This is a genomic window from Marinomonas arctica (assembly GCF_003259225.1).
Lineage (GTDB): Bacteria > Pseudomonadota > Gammaproteobacteria > Pseudomonadales > Marinomonadaceae > Marinomonas > Marinomonas arctica.
Map to the genome: position 1 here is coordinate 63,509 of NZ_QHJF01000004.1, position 17,437 is coordinate 80,945.

Sequence of the window (17,437 nt, forward strand, 5' to 3'; positions counted from 1 at the left end):
CAAGCTATGCGTTCATTTTATTGATCAGGGCGACCATTTTATGTAATTCGGCTGAAGATTGATAAACTTTGTCTCGGCATACCAGTGCTTCTTCCAGTGTCAGCCCCACTTCGACTAATACGGAAGGCTCGACGTCTTCTTCATTACGTAACTGATAGGCAATATAAAGTAATTTGGCTAACACGGCGTGCTCGCCGTAATAATGCGGCTTTCTGCTGTAACGAATTGCTGTCCAAATGTTGTCCGGTAGACTCCAGTAGCGTAGCAACCAAGATCCAAGTTGTTCTTTGGTAAAGTGCAGTATTTGCATTTCAATAAGCTCTGATGAAAGGTGTGCATTGGCTTCTTGATAGCGCGATAAAATAGAGAAATGCGGCGGTAAAATCGTGCTGATGGCCAAATAACCGAAATTATGCAGCAAACCAGCCAGATAGGCATGGCCTAGTTTTGGACGGTTTTGTGCTGGCATCGCTTTGACCAAAGACTCCATTAAAACCGCATTGGACACCGAACCTAACCAAAAATCTTCGTAGTGACGCGGGCCATCCTCTGGGGGGTGGAAGCCATTTCCCATAGACAGTCCCAGAGCGAGATTCATCACCATATCAAAACCTAAGACACGAATAACAGCGTCTTCGACTGACTCAATGTTACCAGGAGCGCCATAGTAGGGCGAAGAGGCCCAGCTAACGACTTGGGCGGCCAAACTGGGGTCTAATGCAATGACCTCGCATAATTCATCGGTTCCAGCCGTTTGGTCCGTGGAAAGACGAATAATGCGGTGGGATGACGCAGGCAATGGCGGAATTTCGAGGGTTTCTTCTAGGCGTTGTTTGAGCCGAATAGATTGAAAACGCCCAAGCGCTTGAAGTATTTGTTCTTCGTCGTTTTCGTGATTTTCCACGGATCGCTTAATGAGTTCACTGTGAACGGAGATGGTCTCAAAACGATTCAAAGGCCCAGAAAACATGCTGGTTAACTCTGAGGAACTGATGTCTCTATATTGTCCATCCGCCTTGGTTCGAATCGAAACGCTGGCCTCTTTTAGTAGACTGGCGTCTAAAATAGTCGCTACCGTATTTGGCTTAATTAAAGGATCACCTGATTTATGGGCGCTGGTGACGGGCTCAAAGCGGCGTTTCGTAAGTCGAGATATGGCAGAGATATCCAGCATATGACTTTCAGGGAAAATGACTTGCAGACGGCCAGTATGATCCGCTAAATGCACAACACGTAGCTTTTGGCTTGTCTGACGGTCTGATGATAATTCCATACATTTTCTCTGTTAGATGACGAGCATAAAAAAGCCCCGATACGGGGCTTTGTGAATATAACAGATTTATAGAGATCGTTGTACGACTACTGTGCTCATCAATACTTTGTTAAAAACAGACTCAAAATGCTCATTTATAACTCATAGACTCCGCTTTTTCGTCTGTTTTTGCCTCGTCTTGACTTTGCTCGTGACATCGTACAAAGATCTCTTTTAAGTTTTCGTTTTGATTAGTGATTCAAAATTTGACTTAAGAACATTTGTGTACGATCGTGCTGAGGGTTATCAAAGAACTCGTGAGGCTTATTCGCTTCAACAATTTCTCCAGCATCCATAAAGACCACTCGGTCAGCAACGGTTTTAGCAAAGCCCATTTCGTGTGTTACACACACCATGGTCATGCCTTCTTCGGCTAACTGAATCATAACGTCCAATACTTCCTTGATCATTTCTGGGTCAAGGGCGGACGTTGGTTCATCAAACAACATGATGCGGGGTTGCATACAAAGACCGCGAGCAATCGCGACACGTTGCTGTTGTCCACCAGAGAGTTGGCCTGGATACTTCAATGCTTGGTTGGCGATTTTAACTCGCTCCAAGTAATGCATTGCCATTTCTTCCGCTTCTTTTTTGGGGGTTTTACGAACCCAAATCGGCGCTAAGGTCAGGTTTTCCAAAATAGATAAGTGTGGAAACAAGTTAAAATGTTGGAAAACCATGCCCACATCTTTGCGAATGGCTTCGATGTTTTTAAGGTTATCGTTCATTTCAACGCCATCGACAGAGATAATCCCTTTTTGGTGTTCCTCTAGACGGTTGATGCAGCGTGTCATGGTTGACTTGCCCGAACCAGAAGGACCACACACAACGATGCGTTCCCCTTTCTTAATACTAAAATTGATGTTTTTGAGTACGTGAAAATCACCGTACCATTTGTTCACATCGATAAACTCGATGATTGCTTCTTCGCCCGGCTCAAGTTGGGCGAGTGCCATATTTCTATCTGTCATTGTAAAGGCCTCAAATTCTTAACTAATTCCGCTTGTGTCCGGTCTCTAACTTGCGTTCGATTGCCATACTGTAACGTGACATTCCAAAGCAGATAATCCAATAAACAAAACCAGCGAAGGCGTAGCCTTCCACCGTTGTTCCTAACCAGTTGGCATCATGGTTAGCGGCTTGGATACGTCCTAATAAATCAAACATACCGACGATATACACCAGGGTCGTATCTTTAAACAAACCGATAAAGGTGTTGACGATACCAGGTATGACGAGTTTTAGCGCCTGTGGCAATATCACCAGAATCATTGATTGCCAATAGGTTAACCCCATCGCATCGGCGGCTTCGTATTGCCCTTTCGGAATCGCTTGTAAGCCACCACGAATCACTTCCGCCATATAAGCGGCAGAAAATAGAGTAATACCAATTAAAACACGCATTAACTTATTGAAATTCATGCCGTCTGGTAAGAACAACGGAATCATGACCGAGGCCATGAAAAGAATCGTAATGAGCGGTACAGCACGAATGGTTTCAATAAACACGACACAGACGGACTTTGCCACCGGCATGTCTGAACGACGGCCAAGCGCAAGCAGTACACCAAGTGGAAATGAGGCGACAATACCCACCACACCCAACAGCGTCGTTAAAAACAATCCACCCCAAAGAGACGTTTCTACCACGGTTAAACCGAATACGCCGCCAGCAAACAAAAAGTAAGCCACAACAGGGTAAACAAGGATAATCGCCAGAGAAAGGTACAACTTATTGATCGTTTTGATGGCAAAGGCACCCACCAATAAAACCAGAAGAATCAAGGATAAATTGATACGCCATGTTTCTTCTGATGGGTATAAGCCATACATAAACTGTTCAAAATACACACCAATGAAAGCCCAGCAGGCTCCACCACCCGTACAAGCAGCTTTAGTGTCACCTGAAAAAGTCGCATTAATGACGCCCCACTCAATGATCGGCGGCACGAGTAAATACAAAACATAGAGACTGAATAACGTTAAAAAAACGTTAAGCGGCGACGACAAGAGGTTTTGGCGTAGCCATGCCAAGGCACCCACAGAGTTAACTGGTGGTGGCAGGCTGGGTGATGGTTTAAATTCAATAGCCATGATCTGCCTCCTAGCGCTCAATTAATGACATTTTTTTGTTATACCAGTTCATGAACATTGAAATCGTTAAACTCAATGAACCGTAAACCAACATACATAAACCAATGGTTTCAATCGCCTGACCTGTTTGGTTTAGCGTTGTACCCATCACCACGGACACGAGCTCAGGATAAGCAATGGCTGCCCCTAACGACGAGTTTTTCGCTAGGTTGAGATATTGGCTGGTGAGCGGTGGAATAATCACTCGTAGCGCTTGCGGTAATACAATCAAACGTTGAGTAAGACTATCGCGAAGGCCCAGTGAACGTGCAGCCTCTGTCTGTCCCCAGTTAACCGATAAGATACCTGCACGAACGATTTCAGCAATAAACGCGCCTGTGTAGGTGGACAAAGCGATAAGCACTGCCACAAATTCAGGTGGAAGCACCATGCCGCCAGAAATATTGAAGCGACTCTTTTCTGGAAGGTCAAACTCAATCGGGAAACCGGAAATGACCAAAGCCAAGAAAGTAATAGCGACAATCAAACCTAAAGATGACCAGTAGGCAGGAAACCACAAACCTGTCTTAGTTTGGCGTTTTTTAGCCCAGACTATCAAAGCGACTGCCGCCACAATAGACAGGATAAAGCCAACGACTACCACACCAAAACCGTCTTGGAATATAGGGTTAGGTGAGTAAATGCCACGCTTGTTAAGTAGAAAGTCCGCGAACTCATAGCTGTTTGCTGGTGCGGGTAAAGCCGCTAGAACAGCAAAATACCAGAAGAACATTTGTAGCAACAACGGCAGGTTACGCAAGGTTTCTACGTAAACAGTCGCTAATCTTGCTACTAACCAGTTATTGGAGAGACGAGCAAGACCAATCACGACACCAATAACGGTTGCTAGTGCGATACCAAGTAAAGAAATAACAAAGGTGTTGATTAATGCGACGGCAAAAGCACGTCCGTAAGTACCAGAGTCTGTGTACTCAATTAGGTGAATGAGAATTGGAAAGCCTGCTGGTTCATTAAAAAAGGCGAAACCAGTGGAAATTCCTCGATTATCTAGGTTGTTTTGCAGGTTAGTAAAAAGAAAATAACCAACAAAAACCACAACGCTCAAAAGCAATAGTTGAAAAATGAGGGCACGAGTGCCGGCATCATTCAATAAGCTGTTATTAGGTTTTGTTTTATTGCTCATCTTAATTCAGGCAAATGAAATGCTCGTCAGATGTGTAAGAAAGGGGGGAGAAACCCAGCGACAGTCTAGTCGCTGGGTAAATACCCGAAGCGGATTGCTTTTAGGTATTAACGTACTGGTGGCGCGTACATGATTCCGCCTTCAGTCCATAACGCATTAAGACCACGTGGTAAATTTACAGGAGTAGATGGTCCTACGTTACGCTCAAAGACTTCACCGTAGTTACCGACTTTAGCGATGATGTCATAAGCCCAGCTAGCAGGTAGGCCAAGTTGCGCACCCATATCACCTTCAGCACCTAGCAAGCGTTTGATTTCAGGGTCAATCGTTTCCGTTTTGATTTTCTCAACATTCTTAGACGTGATGCCCATTTCTTCAGCGTTTACCTGAACAAACATTGCCCAAGTAACAATGTCTTTCCACTGGTTGTCACCGTGACGAACCACAGGACCTAGAGGCTCTTTAGAAATCGTTTCTGGAAGAATGACGTGAGCGGATGGATCGGATAGTTTAGAGCGGTGAGCTGCTAGACCAGATTTGTCGGTTGTGAACACATCACAACGGCCTGATGAATAAGCAGATAGTGCTTCATCGGCTTTTTGCACGACAACAGGAACGTAAGACAATTTGTTTTTACGGAAGAAATCCGCCATGTTCAATTCTGTGGTAGTACCTTGCTCTGTACAAACCGTTGCTCCATCAAGATCTTTTGCTGATTCAACACCTAGATCTTTACGCACCATGAAGCCTTGGCCATCATAGAAGTTGGTTGTAGTGAAATCTAAGCCCAAAGAGGTATCGCGTGTGTAAGTCCAAGTTGTGTTACGAGCAAGAATATCGATTTCACCAGATTGCAAAGCAGTGAAACGCTCTTTAGCCGAAAGTGGGGTGAATTTTACTTTTTGCGCATCGCCAAAAATAGCGGCTGCTGTTGCACGACAAGCGTCCACGTCGATACCAGACCACTCACCGTTTGAATCCGCATTGGAAAAACCAGGTACACCTTGGCTAACGCCACATTGAATAAAACCTTTTGCTTTGACATCGTCAAGCGTTGCTGCGGCTGCGCCAGTACTAATAGTAGCGGCGATTGCGGCTGTAGACAGTAGTTTACCAACATTCGATTTCATTATATTGAGCCTCCCAGGCGGTTGTTTTATATATGTTGTTATCTAGATCTTACAAAATTACTCATTTGAATATTAAGCAAGCTTAGTGCCAACATTTAATTATTCTTGTTGTTTGGTATATGTAGACGATTCCTCTGAAAGATCATCACATTCCCCTATAGAATTACTCTTTTAAGGAGGAGTCAAGGATAAAATGTCAGAAAAGAGGTGTGTGATACTTGTTTTTTGCACTTTTTGGCGATCTAGGGTGCTGTCTTTCTAGTTGTTTGGCTGTATATCGAGCTTGATTAAAGTCAGTAAAAACAAGGCTCTGTAGATATATTTAGGTTTTTATACGCACAGATTTAGGGCGATCTACGTAAGTCGTGAATCTTTTTTGTGCTAGATGAAGTTTTTGCATCATTTTAGTGCTGTTTTGAGATTTTTTGTGCGTAATTTGAATACCCATACACAATATATTGAATAAAGCACTTTCCATAATCTGTAATCTGCGTGGTAGACTTAGAAAACATATTTTCTACTTTCCTTTAACTATCAATTAAAGTCATGTAAAGGAGATCCACATCAGATGGATAACTCAGCAAAGCCGCTTGACCGTTTAGATAAAAAAATTCTTCGAGAATTACAGATTAATGGTCGTTTATCGAATGTGGAGTTAGCGAGCCGAGTAGGACTCAGTGCGACGCCTTGTTTGGAGCGGGTGCGTCGTTTGGAACGTAACGGTTACATTACGGGCTACTGCGCTTTGGTCAATCCCAAAAAAGTGGATGCTGGATTGCTTGTCTTTGTGGAGATTCGTTTGAAGACAACGTCTCCAGAGGGGTTTAATGAGTTTAAAGCGGCCGTCACCGAGATTCCTGAAATTTTGGAGTGCCATCTGATCGCCGGTGACTTTGAATACCTTCTAAAAGCGCGCGTATCTAATATGGATACTTATCGTCTGTTGTTGGGAGAGACTTTGTTAACGCTCCCCCATGTTCGAGAGTCGCGGACTTACGTTGCCATGGAAGAAGTTAAAAATACCACAGTGGTTAATATTCCCTAAACCGTGATGGCGGCAAGCACTTTTTTTAACATGCTTGGGCCCATTCCTTTGACATTGAGAACGGCTTTTTCAGACTGAAATGGCCGTTCCGACACTAATTTTTCTAATACTTTTTTTGGCACACCTTTCACGTTTAAAAGCTTGTCCACTTTTGATTTATTAATGGCGAGATAACCATCTGAGTAACCAATGGTGTTTTTTTTTATATTTTCGTTTTTTGCGGGTATTTTGGGCGCGGGGGCTTGAACGTCTTCTTGCTTATTGATTGTAGCGGATGGGTCAGACGACGGACTGGCGCTCTGATAAGAATTTTCAAAATAGACAGAATCGCACAAAGTGTAATCGACGCCATTCCATTCGCTTAGTTGCAACGCCAATGACCAAGAACCAACAGTCGGTTGTTGAAAAATCAGATCGTAGTAGCAATCGCCAAGGAAGTGTTGGCCTTTTATTTCGCCAATCGTTGTCGAGGCAAGTATTGTGTTTGTTGCTCTATGATCGGAGTTTGGTGGAAATGCACATAACTGTAACCGTAGAGTGCCACTGAGATTCTCTTCCGCTCTATTGTTTTCAATGCGATGAACAAAAATAAGAATACGGTCATTTTCAATTCGGTAGCCACATCCTTGTAGGGTGAGATTCGTATCTTGAGGAGATTGATTCAAAGAGTCCATGTTCTTTCCTTACTGGCGAATCGATTAAGTGATAAAGCACTCAGAGCCTTTTTCTTGAAGGCCTTTTGCATTGTGTGATTTTTGATTAAATTTTACTCAGGTGCAAGCAAATACCGTTTGCCGGTTGATTTAAATTGAGGTTACGATGCTTCAAGGCAAGAAGAGAAGACGCTCAAGTAGCATTTAGACGTTTAGGTACTGATCATGATTGGGTAGCCATCGTGATAGTAGGGGGGAAATGGCGGCTGGATAGCGGCTATGTAGTAAGGCCGCGGCTTTTTGAACATCATCCAACAATCCTTTGTCTCTTTGTAAATCCGCGACCTTAAACTCCCAGAGCCCAGTTTGTCTGGTGCCGAGTAATTCACCAGGGCCGCGTAATTCCAAGTCTTTTTCAGCGATTTTAAAGCCATCGCTGGTTTCCCGCATGGTGGAGAGTCGTTCTTTGCCTTGTTGCCCTAATGGGGCTTTATAAAGCAGCACACAATGGCTGGCGGTTTGCCCTCGACCCACACGACCACGCAACTGGTGCAGCTGAGCAAGGCCAAGCCTCTCTGGGTTTTCGATCACCATGAGACTGGAGTTTGGGACATCGACACCGACCTCAATCACCGTAGTCGCCACCAGTAGTTGAATCTCGCCCGCTTTGAATTTTGCCATAATGTCGGCTTTTTCTTGGGCTTTTAAGCGCCCATGGACCAAGCCAATACGAAGCTCGCCAAGCTGTTCTTGCAGTAAAATGGCCGTGTCTTCTGCGGCTTGGCATTGCAAGGCTTCAGACTCTTCAATCAAGGTACAGACCCAATAGGCCTGTTTGCCTTCTTCGCAGGCGCTTTTCACACGATCAATGACTTCTTGTCGGCGTTGATCCGATACAACAATGGTGTTCACAGGGGTGCGACCCGGCGGCAGCTCGTCAATGATGGAGCAGTCCAGATCGGCATAGGCTGACATGGCCAGGGTTCGTGGAATGGGCGTGGCTGTCATGATGAGCTGGTGAGGTTGAAAACCATGTTTCATGCCTTTTTCGCGTAACGCCATACGCTGATGTACGCCAAAACGATGTTGTTCGTCGATAATCGCCAAGGCTAAGCGATCGAATTCTACGGTATCCTGAAACAAAGCGTGTGTTCCAACAATGATCTGAGCTTGTCCAGACGCGATATCAATGAGTTCTTTTTCTCGGGCTTTGCCTTTGAGTTTGCCGATCATCCACGCCACCTTAAGTCCAAGTGGCTCAAACCATTGAGTGAAATTGACATAGTGCTGTTCAGCTAAAATTTCGGTAGGCGCCATAATGGCAACTTGGTAGCCAGCCTGTACAACAGACGCCGCCGCCAATGCCGCCACCAAGGTTTTCCCTGAGCCTACATCGCCCTGAACCAAACGCAGCATAGGATGACCTGAGCGGAGGTCGTTAAGGATTTCTTGAAAAACCCGTTGCTGCGCATTAGTTGGTGAAAAGGGAAGCTGTTGCAAGAGCCGTTGGCTTAATTCACCTGCGGCCTGCACTTTGATGGCAACATCTTGTTTGGCTTTCATGCGTTTGCCGATTAGAGAAAGCTGGTGCGCCATGAGTTCTTCAAACGATAGGCGGTATTGTGCTGGATGACAGCCAGATTTGAGTAACTCTAGATTGGCCTCTCTTGATGGATGATGAAGAAACTGAATGGCATCAACCAGAGGAGGGAGGCCGAACTGAGTGCGTATCTCGTCAGGTAGCCACTCTTGTAAATTGTAGGGTGTTAAACGTTCTAAGGCTTGTGCGCAAAGTTGACGAATTTTCGTTTGTGTTAAACCATCCGTCAGTGGGTAAATCGGTGTCAGTTGTGCGGTTTCTTCTTGTGTTTCATCTTCCCCAATGACCTTGTATTCAGGATGATAGATTTCAAATCCTGTGCTGCCACGGCGAATCTCACCAAAGCAGCGTACTCGTTTACCGGCTTCCAGTTGCTTTTTTTGCGCGGCGGAAAAGTGAAAGAAGCGCAGACACAAGGTGCCAGTGTGATCTTTGATACGACACAGCAAGCTACGACGTTTGCCCATTTTGATTTCCGCGCCCGTGACTTGGCCTTCGATAACGGCTTCATCGCCAAAGCGCAGTTGCCCTATAGGAACCACACGTGTTCTGTCTTGATAGCGGATGGGCAGATGAAACAGCAGATCTTGCACTGTATTCAAGTGCAGCTTTGCCAGTTTTTCCGCCATCGCATCGCCAACGCCCTTTAGCTCACGAACGTCTTGAGTGTCTAATCCATCGATCATGCCTACTCTCTACAAATCCAATCGTTCTATAGGTCTAGCTGCTTACAAGCATCACGGATAGACTGGCTAACGGCTTCAATCGCTTTAGGGCGTGGGAAGCTCGCTCGCCAAGCCAGTGCTACGGTACGTTTGGGGGCTGGTGCGGTAAAAGGTCGGACTTCTAGCATGTCATGATTAATGTTCATCGCCGCCGATTTAGGCAACACGGTGACGCCTAAGCCTGAAGCCACCATATAGCGAATGGTTTCTAATGAGCTACCGTTAACGATAGTACGGCCGTCGCCAAACTCGCTTTCGTTAACCAAAGGACAAGCTTCCAATACCTGCTCACTAAAACAGTGACCTTTACCGAGTAACAACAAGTTGTCAGTCGATAACTGATCTGTGTCTATACTGGCCAATTTGGTCCATGGATGCGATTTCGGCATCAGCACCATGAACTCTTCTTCGTAAATGGGTTGTGTCACCACGTCCGGTTCACGAAAAGGCAGCGCCACGATGATGGCATCTAATTCACCATTACGTAGTTTAGGGCGTAAGTTTTCCGTGAGGTCTTCTTCAATGATCAACGGCATGCCGGAGGTGATTTTGTGCAAAGACGGAATCATAAAAGGAAACAAGTAAGGGGCAATGGTAAAAATAGCACCGACTTTGAGAGGGCCTTTTAATTGGTTTTTTCCCGACGAAGCGAGTTCTTTAATGGTATTGGCTTGATGTAGTACACGCTTCGCTTGGGTAATAATTTGCTCCCCCAACGGTGTGACATAAACCGAACTTTTGCTGCGCTCAAAAATTGCCACGCCTAGCTCGTCTTCCAGTTTTTTGACGGCGACACTAAGAGTCGGCTGTGACACATGGCAATCCAGTGCTGCTTGTCCAAAATGTTTTTTTTCGGCCAGCATTACAATGTATTTCAATTCCGTTAATGTCATAACACACCTTTTGCTTAAGCTGTTTCATTGTTAATAACTATGATAATACATATTTTGATAAAGTATACTCGTTCCTTTTTTATTGCTGAGTATTTCTTGCTTGGAATATCTGTCAGTATTCTACACAGTAGTGCGGCAACAGGTTTACAACGTTCGCGTTTAACGTAGTTTGGAGAAGGTTAATGGCAAAGGTACTGATCGCAGGTTGCGGTGATTTAGGTTCTGGTGTAGCCGCTGAATTGGTGAAAAACGGTCATGAGGTAACGGGGATTCGTCGTACAAAAGCCCAGTTCCCAGAAGGCGTAGTGGGTATGACAGGGGACCTACTGAGCATGACAGATGACAACTTACCTAATGTGGACGTGGTTTTCTTGATCATGACCCCCAATGGTCGTGACGAAGACGCGTATCGAGCCGCTTATTTTGACACCGCGCAAGTGTTGATCCGTCGCTATAAAGCCATGGTGAAACCGCCTCAGGTGTTTTTTGTGTCCAGCACCAGTGTATACGGACAACATCAAGGTGAGTGGGTTGATGAAACTACGCCCGCCATCCCTTCATCAGCAACGGCGACAGTATTGCTTGAAACCGAGCAGGCGCTTGCTGCCGTATTGCCCAGTGTGACGGTGCGTTGTTCCGGTATTTATGGTCCAGGGCGATTTCGATTATTAGAGACGGTACTAAGTGAAAAGGATTGGGAAGCCAACAGTTGGACCAATCGTATTCATCGGGACGATGTGGTATCAGCACTGGTAACCTTAGCCAACATAGCGTTTGAGGGGAAAGACTTACCCAAACAGGTGATTGTGACCGATCAAACACCGGTTTCTATGTGGGAAGTGAAACTTTGGTTAGCAACCTGTCTAGGTGCAAGGGTGGCCGTAAAAGAGAGTAATCAATTTGTTCCGGCATCCGGAAAGCGTATACAGGGCCAATACCTTTTATCACAAGGTTGGGTGCCGCGTTATCCGAGCTATGTGGCGGGCTATCATGCGTTGTTGCGTGAGTTTAATGCGACGCGATAAATCAGCAGTGCGCTAGTGATTAGGTACAAGGTCGCCATAATAAAAAAAGAGGCCGCGGCCTCTTTTTTTACGTGACAAGCATGGGTTTGAAGAGATTAGTCTTCCAACACCATGATGCCTTCGATTTCTACCTGAACGCCTTTCGGCAAAGCGCGAACGCCCATTGCTGCGCGTGCTGGGTAAGGCTGCTTAACAAACTGCATCATTACCTCGTTTACTGTGGCGAAGTTGCTTAGATCGGTCATGAAAATATTAAATTTCACTACGTTCTCTAGAGAGCCCCCCGCTGCTTCGCAAACGGCTTGTAGGTTTTTGAAGACTTGTGTTGTTTGCTCAACGATATCTTCACTGATGACTTCCATGGTTTCAGGAACCAAGGGAATTTGACCAGACAAATACACAGTATTGCCAGCACGAACGGCTTGTGAGTATGGACCGATAGCGGCCGGTGCGTTTTCAGTGTGAATGACTTGTTTTGACATAAATGAGCATCCTATTTTAGAGGGTCAGTAAACAGTAAATAAAGGCCAATTAACGCCCTACAATGGTTTCCCTTGTGACTTTCTCGACACAACGAACGGCTTTTATGCGACGCATGACATCCGCTAAGCCAACGCGACTGGAGATAGTAATACTTAACCGTAAACGACTGACTCGGCCACGCTCAATAATATCGAGATTTGATACTTGGAAGTCTGTGTCGCTGATTGAACTGGCGATTTTCGCCACCGCACCACGTTCGTTGATATAAGTGACGATGAGGCTAATGTGTAGCTCTTCTTCGATTTCTTTGCCCCATGCCATATGAATAAAACGTTCAGGGCTCGACAGATGGTCCTGAACATTCGGGCAATTAAGGTGGTGAATAATAATGCCTTTATCAACTTGGACATAGCCAACAATCGGATCACCGGGAATCGGGGAGCAACATTTCGCATAGGAAATCAGCATCCCTTCAGAACCGTTTACCTTAAAGGACTTTGGGGTCACCAAGGTATCTTCATCAATGTTGGGGAAAAGCTCTCGAGCAACCAGATAGCCCACGTGGCGGCCTTTACCGATGGATTCTAGTAAGTCATCCATGGTGGCGAGCTGGTGGTTGGTCAGCACTTGCGCGATTTGTTCCGCCGTCAACTCTTCAACATTTGTTTTAAAGGCGTTGAGAGAACGAGTCAGCAGGCGATAGCCGATGGAGATGGCGTTTTCTCGCTGTTTGTCTTTTAAATAATGGCGAATGTTGGTGCGCGCTTTACCCGTAATCGCAAAGCTCAACCAAGCCACATTTGGCTGAGCATTTTTGGCTGTAATGATTTCAACCGTCTGTCCGCTTTCTAGCTGTGTACTGAGCGGTGCAAGACGACGATTAATACGACAAGAAATACAAGTGTTGCCGATTTCAGTATGGACGCCATAGGCAAAATCAACAGGCGTGGCGCCAGAGGGTAATTCAATGATTTGGCCATTTGGAGTGAAAACATACACCTCGTCAGGGAACAGATCGCTTTTCACGTTATCAACAAATTCGACGGGGTTACGTGCTTTTTGTTGAATTTCTAATAAACTTTTCACCCATTTTGTCGCACGATCGTGATTGCTTGGCATGTTGGAGGTGCCGCTGACTTTATAAGCCCAGTGCGCAGCAATACCATTGTTGGCGACCAAATCCATTTCTTCTGTACGAATTTGGATTTCCATGGGGATACCATTAGCACCCAACACAGTGGTGTGTAGAGACTGATAACCATTGGATTTGGGAACCGCTATGTAGTCTTTAAAGCGGCCTTCGATGGGTTTAAAGAGGGCGTGAATTACCCCTAAAATTCGATAACAGCTGTCATGGCGATCGGTCACGATGCGCACACCCATGACGTCCATGATTTCATCCAGAGAGCGGCGCTTCTTGTCCATCTTCTGATAAATGCTGTAAATATGCTTTTCGCGAACACTGATGCTGGCTTCGATATAATCTGCGGCCAATTCGGAGCGAATCGTATCTTCAAGTTTCTGAGTGTCTTTAATGCGCTGCTGGCCATACTTTTTATGGATGGCTCTTTGTAACATGCGCGCGCGCATTGGGTAATAGGCTTGAAAAGCGAGGGATTCTAGATCAACCCTAACATTGTACATACCCAAGCGATTGGCAATGGGCGCGTAAATATCCAAGGTTTCGCGAGCGATACGGCGTTTTTTATTTGCTGGCATGGCATCCAATGTGCGCATGTTATGCAAACGGTCCGCCAATTTCACCAAGATAACACGAATGTCATCGGCCATGGCCATGGCCATTTTTTGGAAGTTATGGGCTTGTTTTTCGACTTGGCTGTTGAATTCCAAATGGGTAAGTTTACTTACGCCATCCACCAGACTGGCGACACCTTCACCGAACTGCTCAGTGAGCGCTTCTCGGCTAATACCAGTATCTTCAATCACGTCGTGCAGTAAGGCCGCTGTCAAACCATCACAATCCATTCGAAGTTCAGAGAGAATTTCGGCGACGGCGAGAGGATGGGTGACATAAGGCTCGCCACTTTTGCGCCGCTGCCCATCATGGGCTTGCTCGGCATAATAGTAAGCTCGCTTTACCTTAGAGACTTGCTCGTAAGGTAAGTACTGACTCAGTGTCAGTGCTAAATCTTCAATGGTATACATCGCTCACCTCACATTGGCAAAAAAGAAGCGCGACAATTTGCAATGAGCGACACCATAGAGATTAAAACTCGTGCAATGGGCGTTTTTGCTGATCAACATTTTTTGCGTTGATTAGGTTTTCCGCTATTTCACGTAGTGCAACTACAGTCACTTTGTCGCCTTCTAAAGGCACTTTTGCGTCTTCGCCGCCAGTGGCAAGTTGACGAGCGCGTTTTGATGCGACCATCACTAGTTCAAAGCGGTTATCAACGTTTTCTAAACAATCTTCTACGGTAACTCGAGCCATTTTGACCTCTGTGTTCGGTTATCTATTTTTCCAAGGGTAATTCTACTTAACGGCTTCTCACAATGACAAGAGATCATTTATAAGATTGCCATATTTTTGCTGCATAACAGGGGTTTTTGCGCGCATTGCCATAAAAATGGACGACATTTCTGCAAGCGCCGTATCAAAATCGTCATTCACAATCACAAAATCGTATTCATGGTAATGGGACATCTCATTGACGGCCTTTGCCATACGACGCTGAATGACGTCCTCGGTGTCGGTCGCGCGTTTTTTGAGTCGCTCTTCTAGGGATGACAATGATGGCGGAAGAATAAAGATTCCTACGGCTTCGGGGTAGAGCTGGCGTACTTGGCGAGCGCCTTGCCAATCTATTTCTAAAATTACATCTAAGCCTTGCTCTAGCATACCAAAAATAGTTTCCTTTGATGTGCCGTAATAATGATCAAAGACTTGGGCGTGTTCAAAAAAGGCGTCTTCCGCAATCATATCCAAAAAAGATTCATCGTCGATAAAATAGTACTCTCGACCATGTTCTTCACCAGCCCTCGGTGCGCGCGTGGTATGAGAAATGGAAATACGTACTTTATCGTCTGCTTTTAGCAGGGCTTTATACAAAGAAGACTTGCCAGCGCCAGAAGGCGCAGACAATATAAATAAGTTGCCAGTATGTTTGTGCATTGGTTATTTAGTCCGCTAGTCTTTTTTAACATCTTACTATATCACAAACAAAATGCCTGTTATTAGTTGGACATTATTGTCGCTGTAGGGCTTATTACGCTTATTGATCTAGAAGCCCAATTATTGGGCTTCTAGATCAGGTTACTTGGGATTGAAGTAATTGGGTTACTTATCTGTAAAGCCACGCACCTGTGAATTTAATTGCCAGCGTAGTAGTTCCGGTAACGCTTGCTGACGATCCTGCTGCTGCTTGATAGGCGGCTCGCTATTGGTTGTTGTTCTTAGTCCAGTCTCACTCTCCCAAGGATAAAAAGCGGCTTTACCACTCATAGGATAGGCACCATTCTTATCTATCCATAATGTAACGTTGTAACCAAATGCACGGCTTTCATCATCTGTCGGTGCTAGCATGTTTCGACCTGCAATGGCTTGATAGGATGTATCCGATAAGCTCAGGTTATATAAAGTGGGGAAGATATCTTTGTGTGATCCCACACGGTTAGCATCATATTTCCAGTCTGTATTGTCGAGAATGTCTTGGGGAACATATAGATAAAAGGGGACGGCGCGATCCAATACTTGTTCCTGAGGATACAGTGCATTCAGGCGACGCATTTGGTGGTCACCTGTGGCTGCAATAATGGTTTTATTACCCACGCTTGAACCTTTAACGGTTGTGATAAATTGTCCAAAAGCATCAGCAGCGAACTGATAGGTTTCTAGAAGCGCTTTTTGTGACGCCTCATCATCACTAGAATGTCTTGCAACCTCCGGTGTTATCTCAAAAGGAGCGGGTTTATAACGAGCAGGTGTCTCATAAGGGGGATGATTGGTAATGGTTAAGATAGTAATAAAAGTGGGCTCTGTTGCATCCTCAAGTACCTTCTCTGCTAAACGGTAGGCATAGTCATCAGGCACTCCCCAAGCGCCTTGTTCAGCGATTGATTCAGGGTACATTTTCATTAGGGTATTTTGATCATAAACCACATCCACACTTTGAATAGGTAAATAGGTTGCCAAATTACGCCAGGCCATATTGCCAGGAGAAATAAAAACCGTTTTATAGCCTGCTTTTTTGTAAACACTGAAGGGGACGCCTTGCAGTTTGACTTTTTGCTCGGAACTGTGACTGATGTTTTCAAACGGACTATGAAATAGCATTGCCGCTAACGATGGTGCCGTACCATTGTCTTCGGATAAAAAACGGTTAAAGACAAAATCGTCTCTAAAATGCGAACGCAGCTGTCCTAAAAGATCATTTTTTTCAGGATGATCAAACGCCAACATATTGCTGCCGAAACTTTCCATAATATTCATAACAACATTAGGCTTATTGGCCTCAAGCCATGGATTAGCAGGGGTTCGTGCGTTCAGACTGTTGATGCCTAATTGTGCTTTGAGTGAAAAGCCTTTTTCTTGGCTGACAGGAGCGAAAGCAGTATCCCTTTTTTTATCTTTCCATGCCCAATCTAGTGCCATAAAGCCATTTGGTGACAGTTTGTTTAGAATCAATAGTTGCGATACTTGGGCATTATCGCGACGTAAAGGAAACGTCCCGACACTGCCTCGTGCGGCAATGAGTAAAATAGTAAAAGTGATCAGTATATAAATAACGACAAAGCTGAAGTGCCAAGGTTTACGTTTTTTTTCTCGCAGTGTGAATTTGGCGAGTCTATAGGCAATAAAACCAAGCAAAAAAGCAGATGAAATGCCTTTTATAACGGGATAATCTTGCCAAATATTAAGCAACACACTTTTGGTATCATCCTCAGCTAATCCAAATGCAAAAATATCAAAGTGGTTATGATAGGTTTGGTAATAATAAAAATTACTGATCGTCACCATCACCACAGAGAACAAGATCAGGCCCATTAAAAAAGGGCTAATGGCTGTCAAAAAGCGCCACGATATTTGACTCGCACAAAATAATAAACCGATTAGGAAGAAGGGTGCCATGAACATACTGGCAACCCGAAAATCATATCGAACGCCAATTGACCACATGCGGGTGACATCTTGACTGTGCTTTGCAAGCTCTACAGGAGTCGCAAAGTGCTGCAACATAAAATAGCGCCCGAGCAGCAATATCAAAACGATGAGAAAGAGTTGGACCACTAACGTGACCACAAGAGGTCGCATTCGGCTCTGGTACATTATTGTA

15 protein-coding genes are annotated in these 17,437 nt (G+C 45.0%); 2 read left to right on the forward strand and 13 right to left on the reverse strand.

Annotated features, from left to right (window positions below):
* Positions 1-4 precede the first annotated feature (4 nt).
* The 5 genes from DK187_RS03050 to DK187_RS03070 form a co-directional block, all read right to left on the reverse strand.
* Complete coding sequence (locus tag DK187_RS03050) at positions 5-1,273, reverse strand: HDOD domain-containing protein (RefSeq protein WP_111605871.1); 1,269 nt, start codon at positions 1,271-1,273, stop codon at positions 5-7.
* Positions 1,274-1,503: 230 nt separating this feature from the next.
* The gene (locus DK187_RS03055; RefSeq protein ID WP_111605872.1) at positions 1,504-2,283 is read right to left on the reverse strand and encodes an amino acid ABC transporter ATP-binding protein; all 780 of its coding nucleotides are present in this window, start codon (positions 2,281-2,283) and stop codon (positions 1,504-1,506) included.
* 22 nt (positions 2,284-2,305) lie between these two features.
* Entirely contained in the window at positions 2,306-3,406 is a 1,101-nt protein-coding gene (locus DK187_RS03060) for an amino acid ABC transporter permease (protein ID WP_111605873.1), read from the reverse strand.
* Between the two features lie 10 nt (positions 3,407-3,416).
* Positions 3,417-4,589, reverse strand: a complete 1,173-nt coding sequence (locus DK187_RS03065) for an amino acid ABC transporter permease (protein ID WP_111605874.1) — start codon at positions 4,587-4,589, stop codon at positions 3,417-3,419.
* 107 nt (positions 4,590-4,696) lie between these two features.
* Complete coding sequence (locus tag DK187_RS03070) at positions 4,697-5,719, reverse strand: amino acid ABC transporter substrate-binding protein (RefSeq protein ID WP_111605875.1); 1,023 nt, start codon at positions 5,717-5,719, stop codon at positions 4,697-4,699.
* Positions 5,720-6,287: 568 nt separating this feature from the next.
* On the opposite strand from DK187_RS03070, the gene lrp reads away from it, so the two are divergent.
* Positions 6,288-6,764, forward strand: coding sequence for a leucine-responsive transcriptional regulator Lrp (gene lrp / locus DK187_RS03075; RefSeq protein ID WP_111605876.1), 477 nt, complete (start codon positions 6,288-6,290; stop codon positions 6,762-6,764).
* On the opposite strand, the gene DK187_RS03080 is transcribed toward lrp, so the two are convergent.
* The 3 genes from DK187_RS03080 to DK187_RS03090 form a co-directional block, all read right to left on the reverse strand.
* Complete coding sequence (locus tag DK187_RS03080; protein WP_111605877.1) at positions 6,761-7,438, reverse strand: ComEA family DNA-binding protein; 678 nt, start codon at positions 7,436-7,438, stop codon at positions 6,761-6,763. The two genes, lrp and DK187_RS03080, sit on opposite strands and share 4 nt — an antisense overlap.
* 183 nt (positions 7,439-7,621) lie before the next feature.
* Positions 7,622-9,703 carry an ATP-dependent DNA helicase RecG gene (gene recG, locus DK187_RS03085; protein ID WP_111605878.1) on the reverse strand — a complete coding sequence of 694 codons (2,082 nt, stop codon included), beginning with the start codon at positions 9,701-9,703 and terminating at the stop codon, positions 7,622-7,624.
* 26 nt (positions 9,704-9,729) lie between these two features.
* Entirely contained in the window at positions 9,730-10,635 is a 906-nt protein-coding gene (locus DK187_RS03090; protein WP_111605879.1) for a hydrogen peroxide-inducible genes activator, read from the reverse strand.
* 182 nt (positions 10,636-10,817) lie between these two features.
* Between DK187_RS03090 and DK187_RS03095 the strand changes: the two genes are divergently transcribed.
* Positions 10,818-11,660 carry an NAD-dependent epimerase/dehydratase family protein gene (locus DK187_RS03095; RefSeq protein WP_111605880.1) on the forward strand — a complete coding sequence of 281 codons (843 nt, stop codon included), beginning with the start codon at positions 10,818-10,820 and terminating at the stop codon, positions 11,658-11,660.
* Between the two features lie 95 nt (positions 11,661-11,755).
* Here DK187_RS03095 and DK187_RS03100 read toward each other — a convergent pair whose 3' ends face one another.
* From DK187_RS03100 to DK187_RS03120, 5 genes are all read right to left on the reverse strand, one after another.
* Positions 11,756-12,142 carry a RidA family protein gene (locus DK187_RS03100; RefSeq protein ID WP_111605881.1) on the reverse strand — a complete coding sequence of 129 codons (387 nt, stop codon included), beginning with the start codon at positions 12,140-12,142 and terminating at the stop codon, positions 11,756-11,758.
* 49 nt (positions 12,143-12,191) lie between these two features.
* On the reverse strand, positions 12,192-14,309 hold the full coding sequence (locus DK187_RS03105) for a RelA/SpoT family protein (protein ID WP_111605882.1): 2,118 nt from the start codon (positions 14,307-14,309) through the stop codon (positions 12,192-12,194).
* 61 nt (positions 14,310-14,370) lie between these two features.
* On the reverse strand, positions 14,371-14,595 hold the full coding sequence (rpoZ, locus tag DK187_RS03110; protein ID WP_012072045.1) for a DNA-directed RNA polymerase subunit omega: 225 nt from the start codon (positions 14,593-14,595) through the stop codon (positions 14,371-14,373).
* Between the two features lie 57 nt (positions 14,596-14,652).
* Positions 14,653-15,276, reverse strand: a complete 624-nt coding sequence (gene gmk, locus DK187_RS03115) for a guanylate kinase (protein ID WP_111605883.1) — start codon at positions 15,274-15,276, stop codon at positions 14,653-14,655.
* Positions 15,277-15,441: 165 nt separating this feature from the next.
* Positions 15,442-17,340, reverse strand: coding sequence for an LTA synthase family protein (locus DK187_RS03120; protein WP_204355571.1), 1,899 nt, complete (start codon positions 17,338-17,340; stop codon positions 15,442-15,444).
* Positions 17,341-17,437: the final 97 nt, after the last annotated feature.

Bases quoted from the DNA above. Each gene is read 5' to 3' on its own strand.
- DK187_RS03090 (WP_111605879.1), bottom strand. From the start codon at position 10,635: ATGACATTAACGGAATTGAAATACATTGTAATGCTGGCCGAAAAAAAA.
- DK187_RS03095 (WP_111605880.1), top strand. From the start codon at position 10,818: ATGGCAAAGGTACTGATCGCAGGTTGCGGTGATTTAGGTTCTGGTGTA.
- DK187_RS03105 (WP_111605882.1), bottom strand. From the start codon at position 14,309: ATGTATACCATTGAAGATTTAGCACTGACACTGAGTCAGTACTTACCT.
- DK187_RS03050 (WP_111605871.1), bottom strand. From the start codon at position 1,273: ATGGAATTATCATCAGACCGTCAGACAAGCCAAAAGCTACGTGTTGTG.
- DK187_RS03120 (WP_204355571.1), bottom strand. From the start codon at position 17,340: ATGTTGCAGCACTTTGCGACTCCTGTAGAGCTTGCAAAGCACAGTCAA.
- DK187_RS03055 (WP_111605872.1), bottom strand. From the start codon at position 2,283: ATGACAGATAGAAATATGGCACTCGCCCAACTTGAGCCGGGCGAAGAA.
- DK187_RS03070 (WP_111605875.1), bottom strand. From the start codon at position 5,719: ATGAAATCGAATGTTGGTAAACTACTGTCTACAGCCGCAATCGCCGCT.
- gmk (WP_111605883.1), bottom strand. From the start codon at position 15,276: ATGCACAAACATACTGGCAACTTATTTATATTGTCTGCGCCTTCTGGC.
- rpoZ (WP_012072045.1), bottom strand. From the start codon at position 14,595: ATGGCTCGAGTTACCGTAGAAGATTGTTTAGAAAACGTTGATAACCGC.
- DK187_RS03060 (WP_111605873.1), bottom strand. From the start codon at position 3,406: ATGGCTATTGAATTTAAACCATCACCCAGCCTGCCACCACCAGTTAAC.
- DK187_RS03065 (WP_111605874.1), bottom strand. From the start codon at position 4,589: ATGAGCAATAAAACAAAACCTAATAACAGCTTATTGAATGATGCCGGC.
- DK187_RS03080 (WP_111605877.1), bottom strand. From the start codon at position 7,438: ATGGACTCTTTGAATCAATCTCCTCAAGATACGAATCTCACCCTACAA.
- recG (WP_111605878.1), bottom strand. From the start codon at position 9,703: ATGATCGATGGATTAGACACTCAAGACGTTCGTGAGCTAAAGGGCGTT.
- DK187_RS03100 (WP_111605881.1), bottom strand. From the start codon at position 12,142: ATGTCAAAACAAGTCATTCACACTGAAAACGCACCGGCCGCTATCGGT.
- lrp (WP_111605876.1), top strand. From the start codon at position 6,288: ATGGATAACTCAGCAAAGCCGCTTGACCGTTTAGATAAAAAAATTCTT.